The organism is Streptomyces sp. AK02-01A (genome assembly GCF_033795305.1).
In the GTDB taxonomy this organism is placed as follows: domain Bacteria; phylum Actinomycetota; class Actinomycetes; order Streptomycetales; family Streptomycetaceae; genus Streptomyces.
The window spans coordinates 1-5,582 of record NZ_JARBAE010000099.1 but is presented as its reverse complement, the minus strand read 5'-3'; the positions used below and the strand labels follow the sequence as shown (position 1 = coordinate 5,582).

General features: G+C 69.0%; 8 protein-coding genes and 1 pseudogene. 7 read left to right on the top strand and 2 right to left on the bottom strand.

Annotation, left to right across the window (positions count from 1 at the left end; translation table 11 throughout):
• The first annotated feature begins 295 nt into the window (after positions 1-295).
• The 7 genes and pseudogenes from PV679_RS35770 (at position 296) to PV679_RS35745 (ending at position 3,968) form a co-directional block, all read left to right on the top strand.
• Positions 296-748 (top strand): hypothetical protein, encoded by a 453-nt coding sequence (locus tag PV679_RS35770; RefSeq protein WP_319685461.1) that lies wholly within the window; start codon positions 296-298, stop codon positions 746-748.
• Between the two features lie 190 nt (positions 749-938).
• Positions 939-1,286 (top strand): hypothetical protein, encoded by a 348-nt coding sequence (locus PV679_RS35765; RefSeq protein ID WP_319685460.1) that lies wholly within the window; start codon positions 939-941, stop codon positions 1,284-1,286.
• Positions 1,283-1,414: a hypothetical protein gene (locus PV679_RS35760; RefSeq protein ID WP_319685459.1), complete on the top strand. Its 132-nt coding sequence runs from the start codon at positions 1,283-1,285 to the stop codon at positions 1,412-1,414. The genes PV679_RS35765 and PV679_RS35760 overlap by 4 nt, the downstream gene beginning before the upstream one ends.
• A 161-nt stretch (positions 1,415-1,575) precedes the next feature.
• A complete protein-coding gene (locus tag PV679_RS35755; RefSeq protein ID WP_319685458.1) occupies positions 1,576-1,719 on the top strand; it encodes a hypothetical protein in 144 nt (47 codons plus the stop codon).
• Between the two features lie 103 nt (positions 1,720-1,822).
• Positions 1,823-2,038, top strand: a pseudogene (locus tag PV679_RS36325) (helicase associated domain-containing protein); the annotation flags it as partial.
• A 9-nt stretch (positions 2,039-2,047) separates the two neighbouring features.
• Positions 2,048-2,782, top strand: a complete 735-nt coding sequence (locus PV679_RS35750) for a helicase associated domain-containing protein (RefSeq protein ID WP_416069878.1) — start codon at positions 2,048-2,050, stop codon at positions 2,780-2,782.
• Between the two features lie 292 nt (positions 2,783-3,074).
• Complete coding sequence (locus tag PV679_RS35745; RefSeq protein WP_319685457.1) at positions 3,075-3,968, top strand: hypothetical protein; 894 nt, start codon at positions 3,075-3,077, stop codon at positions 3,966-3,968.
• 514 nt (positions 3,969-4,482) lie between these two features.
• Here PV679_RS35745 and PV679_RS35740 read toward each other — a convergent pair.
• Together PV679_RS35740 and PV679_RS35735 are read right to left on the bottom strand one after the other, a co-directional pair.
• Positions 4,483-4,701, bottom strand: coding sequence for a hypothetical protein (locus tag PV679_RS35740; protein WP_319685456.1), 219 nt, complete (start codon positions 4,699-4,701; stop codon positions 4,483-4,485).
• A 12-nt stretch (positions 4,702-4,713) separates the two neighbouring features.
• A complete protein-coding gene (locus PV679_RS35735) occupies positions 4,714-5,457 on the bottom strand; it encodes an ATP-binding protein (protein WP_319685455.1) in 744 nt (247 codons plus the stop codon).
• Positions 5,458-5,582: the final 125 nt, after the last annotated feature.

The window sequence follows — 5,582 nt, the reverse complement described above, 5'->3', positions numbered from 1 at the left end:
GGGGCTACCTCACGCCCCACGAAACACGCCTGCGCTACCAGCAGGGACAGGCCCTCGCGGCATAACGGAAACGTGTCCATGATCACGGGGAAACTTCACTCCCGTCCTGAGAACGCTCCTCGAAGGAATCCCGCATCACATCATCGACACCCTCCCCCAGGCCCATACCGTCCTGGGCCGCACAAGACACTCACCGGCCGGCACCCGAAACGCCGGACAACAGAGGCCCATCGAACCAGCCCCCAGCCAGGACGACGGGCAGTGGCTCACCTCCCCGGCGCCGACCGGTGGCACGGTGACGGACCGTCCGAAACGCGCCCGGTGCCCCGGCGCACCCGAACTCGTCCCCACGACGACCGGCGCACCGCCCGCGCAAGGAGATGACCGCACACCAGCAGACGTCCTCGCCGCACGGCTGACAACGGTCGCGTATCCGCTGCACGCCACAGCCCTGACCATCCACGCAGTCACCGGAGCAGACATCAGCCGACTCGCGCTCATCCGCGGTATCGACATCAACGAAACAGCGACCACCGTCAAAGTCCACGACAGCACGGCCCACCGCAAATGCCAGGTCTACCCACTCCCCACCTGGACACGCGGCCTCATACGCGCCGCCGTCATCCACGCACAGCTCAAAGAGCGTGCCCCGGACAGCCCACTATTCCCCTTCATCACAGTCCAGAACGGCGAACAACTCCGCCTCACCGCAACAGGAATCCGCTACAACCTGAACCCACTGCCGTAGAAGGCGACATCATCCACCCCATTGCCCTTCGACACGTGATCTTGGCTCCCGGATCGCAGCAGCCCCAGCTGCGCCGGGGTGTCTACGACGGCGGACCGACCCCTCGACGACGGACACTTCATCGATAACAGGAGCAGCAGGAAACGCCTAACGGCTCCCTGGAGCCGGCACCCGCCGCTACCGTCGGTGCATGGAGTGGCTGAAACCGACTTTATGGGGCGCGTTCGGCGGCCTCGCGATCGAGGCGCTGGACTACATCACCGCCGTACGGAAGCACCGCCGCCTGCCATGGCATCAGGAGAAGGTCACCGACCCCGGCCCGCTGGCCTACGGCATCACCACCGTCCTGCGCATCACCATCGGCGCCGGCCTGGCCTGCGCGGCCGCCTGCACCGCCCCCATATCCCCCTGGTGGGCCTTCGGCCTCGGTGCGGCCGCCCCCGCTCTCCTGGAGAAACTCCCCGCCCTCATCGTCAGCGGCGCCGGACGGCAAGGCTGGAGCTGGTTTGCAAGCCGGGGCGGGACGATGACGGTATGAGCGAGGCACGCACTATCACCGTCACGGCCAAGGTGGCGTTCAGGACGAAGAACGTCCTCAAGGAGTTCAGGCCGCTGTTCCGGGCCGAGCGGAAACGGGCCCGCCGGTTGGCGGGGAAACCGGAGTGAAGTGCGACCTGCCTGCCCGGGCGAGAAGCTGCGGTCAAGCGGGTGCAGTGGGGGATGTTCAAGGGGTACCTGCAGGAGCGGGGCGAACTGGTGGACACCCTGGATGTTCTGGTGGCGTGGGGTTCAGGCCAAGCTGGCGGGGCTGGGACCGGGAGTGGCCGGTGCTGCTCACACAGGCCCTGATCAGCGGCAACACCCTTCCCGCTATCCCAACCGGCAACCAACTGACCCGCACCATCGCCAAAAACGTCAGCATCAGATCGGCATCCATGACAGCAGAGAAGTCGCCCACGACAACCCACTGAACAGCAGAAACCCACCACCCCACCGCACTGACATCACAATGCCGAACCACCACCGACAAAAACCCGCAGATCATCAGTCGTCAACCCGGAGCACGAGCACTGGCGGCGTGGGGTGGAGGCAGCCGTCATCTACGCCCGCGAGCACGGCGACTTGAAGGTGCCGTTCACGTTCCGCGTCCCGGCCGTCGACGACCAGGAGGCGGAAGCCGAGGGGTGGCCGGCCTCGCTCGCCGGGTTCCCTCTCGGACAGTGGACCGCCGACGCCCGCCGCTTCTACGCCCGCGGGAACATGGACGAGGACCGCGTCACCCAGCTGGAGAAGCTCGGCATGATCTGGTCCCATTTCGACGTCGCCTGGGCGGAGGGCCTTGCCGCCGCGCGCGGGTGGGCTGCCGAGAACGGCCACCTCCTGGCGCCGCTGGACGCCACGTTCCAGGGCGCGGCGGTGGGCATCTGGCTGAAGAACGCGCGGGCCGCCGCCCGGAAGGCTGCCGAGAACGAGCAGCGGCGTGCCGAGGGTCTGCCGGTGGAGTCATCGGCCGGGGCGCTGTCGGACACCCGGCGCGAGCAGCTGGAGGAGATCGACGCGTCCTGGTGCCCCTCGTGGCCGGTGACCTGGCAGCGCTCCTTCCACCTCGTGCGGATGCACCTGGACGCGGGCGGCACGCTGCCCACCGAGGCGGGCGAAGTCCTGCGCCAGGGCGAGGACCTCGGGCGGTGGGTGATGTCGGTACGGCTCGGGTGGGACCAGCTCACCGGCGTGCAGCAGTGGATGTGCGAGCAAGTCCTCGGGATCACACCCGCGACCGAGGACGAGAAGCCGAAGCCGCGCCGTACGCAGGCCGACGAGTGGAGTGCCAACCTCGCGGCCGCCCGACAGTTCTACGAGCGCGAAGGCCACCTCCAAGTACCCCGCAAGCACGTCGAGACCGTGCTCTCCCAGGACGGCTGGGAGCTCCAGTTCCGTCTGGGGGCATGGGTCAGCAATCAGCGGAGCAGGGCCGCGACGTTGTCCCCGGAGCGGATGGAGCAGCTGTCCCAGGTCGGGATGCGGTGGTCGTGATGGGCATCGTCGTCACCGTTGCCGCCGCGCTCGCGGCCGGCTATCTGCTCGGACGCCTTCGCCTCTGACGTCGCGCGGGCGACTGGGCAGCCGATCAGGTCCACTTCACCCGGCCGTGGGCCCGGGGCGGTTTCGGCCGCCAGGCCGTCGTCGTCCTGGTCCACGTCGTCACCGCGCCGCACACCAGCTGGCGCATCATGCGCGCCCCGGCCACCGACACGCAGGCGCCGGCGCCCGTACGCGATCCGGACTGGGTCGCCAACCGCACCCGAACAGACAAGGGAGGCACCACGTGAAAACCGAGCAGCACGACGCCGACACGTACGGCCAGGAACTGGCCCGCATCAGCCAGCACCAGAGCGAGGCCACCGACGCGCGGTTCACCGTCTTCCAGGCCCTGGCCGCCGTCAGAATCGGACACGAGCAGGCCGACGACATCGTGTCGAAGGTGGAGGCCGGTGCGGTGGCCGGCGCCCACACCTGGGTCTCCGAGAGCAGCGCACCGCACGGGTCCGAGGAACGGTTCGAGGACGGCTGGTTCGCCGGTGTCCGCGACGTCGCCAGCTACCTGCTGCGCATCGCCGACACCACCGCCACCGCCCAGCGCGGGCGCGCCGCCTCCAGCGCCATGCTCCTCGCCCACCTTCAGCAGCCAACTTCCCCCGCCCCGGAGGAGGCGCCGGTGGAGGAACCGGCCCCGGTGCCGACGCTGGACGCGAAGAACGTCCTGGCGGCGGCGGAGCGGTTCCCGTGGGCCCTGGCCGCGCCGGGGACGCGTCACTGGCCGGACGGTGAGTTCCTGGACGTCGCGCTGAGCGCGGTACGCACCGAAGAGCGCGACGGGTACATCGAGCGCCTGGAGGCGTTCGTGGAGCAGCACCGCGCCCGTCTGGAGGAGCTGCTGCGGGCGTACGGGCCGGGCAGCAGGCCCGCATCGCACGGCCGGTACGCGCTGATCGGACAGCCCGAGACCCTGGTCATCCTGGAGCGGATGGAGACCAACCCGTTCGGTCTGCGCGGCCAATGGGAGAAGGAGCTGGAGGACGTCCTGCTGGACGACCTCGAGTTCGCCTGGGGACCACGTATCCGCCTCCCAGGTAGACGGACGCGGGTCACACGGATGATCTTTCGTGTAACCCGCGTCCGTCTACGTGTGTCACTGCACGCGCACCCACGTGGACGGTGATGCTGGGACAGTGATGACGACTTGCGGCGAGTGCGGCGACCATCAGTGCCGTGGGTGCTTCCCCGATGGCCCGCCGCCACGCGACACCTTGTGCGGGACGTGCGGCCGGATGAAGTGCGCCGACTGTGCGACCTGCGGCTGTACCCCTCAGTGCTTGAGCTGTGAAGCCCTCGTGAGTAAGGAAACCCACATCCGGATCGGGTGGCCCTGTTGGTGCGCGTGCGTGTGTATGGCGCTGGCACCGGACAGCATGGCGCTGTCGATGGAGTAGTTGGCTAGCCGAAGTCGAGGGTCTCGGGGGGCGGGGCCGAAGTCGGGCGCTGGGGTGCGCTGCCCCCGCCCTCCCCGCGAGCGCTCAGTCTGCGCCGCCCGCCCGCCGCGGACACCTCCGAGCGCAGCCAGTCCGGATCAACCTCCGCCCAGCCCGGGATTCTCACTCTAGATGCAGCCTTCTCAACCAAGTTGCAGCCTTGCAGGTCAAGCGCTATTGAACGTCCTCCTCAGCGTCTCTCAGCTACCTGCATCTACACAGGTCAGGCCGATAACACAGCTTCACCATGAACGAGAACGCACAGTGGGCGAGGCCGGTTTCGCTGGTGGTGCCCGGGCCGGGGTGGAGGGTGATCCGGCCGGACGGCGGGTGGTGGGCAGCCAGGGCGGTATGCGTGTGGAGCATGTCGTCATTGCGGTCGATGACCACGGCGACGGGCGGCGATGGCGCGGCGAGCGGCATGGTGGTGGGGTGTCAGGCAAGGCGGCTGAAGGCCCAGCGCAGCAGCTCTTGGTCGACGCGGGGGCGGCCGGTGCGTGCCAGGGCGGTGCGGGTGTGGGCGGTCAGCTGGGCCCAGGCGCGGAAGTTTCCGTGTGCGGCGTGGCTGTCGGCGAAGGTGATGTCGTCAGGGTCGGCGTCGGCCCAGATCGGGTGGAACAGCGGGATCACCTCGAGGACCTCGTTGGGGGTGAGGCGGGTGAAGTGCTGCCAGATGAAGATGCGGGAGGAGAGCATCGGTTCGCGGCGCAGCACGGTGTGGCAGCCCTCCCCGCCGACGAAGATGATCGCGAGCTGGGTGGAGGGTTCGTCCCAGAGGTAGCGGAAGTACTCGAACGCCTCCCCGTTGAGCCACTGGGCCTCGTCGACGAGGAAGGTGCGGGGGCGCTCAGCCAGGGCGGTCTTCAGCAGGCGGTCGAACTCGCTGGGATGGCGCGGTGGTTCACCGGCCAGGTCGAGTGCGGTGAACAGTTCGTAGCGCACCGCGCGGGCGGTGGGCCGGGCCCGGAAAGTGATCTTGCGGACGTCCTCGCTGGGTTCGAGTGCGCGCAGGCAGGTGTTGACCGCGAGGGTCTTGCCGTGGCCGGCGCCGCCGTGGATGCACATCATGGCCCGCGCGGCGACGGTGTCGGCGATGTTCTCCCGGGCGGCCAGCAGGGCCCGGGTGGTGACCACGGACGCATCGGGCAGGTCGACGTACTGGTAGGTGGCTACGGTCATCAGGCGTCTCCTGTGGGGTGCGTGTGGGGCTCCGAGGCGGTGTCCGGAGAAGGGACGTCTGGAGGGGCGCCGGGCGGGGGCGGCGCGCTGTTGGCCGTGAGGGCAGGCGGGGTGCGCCAGTGCGC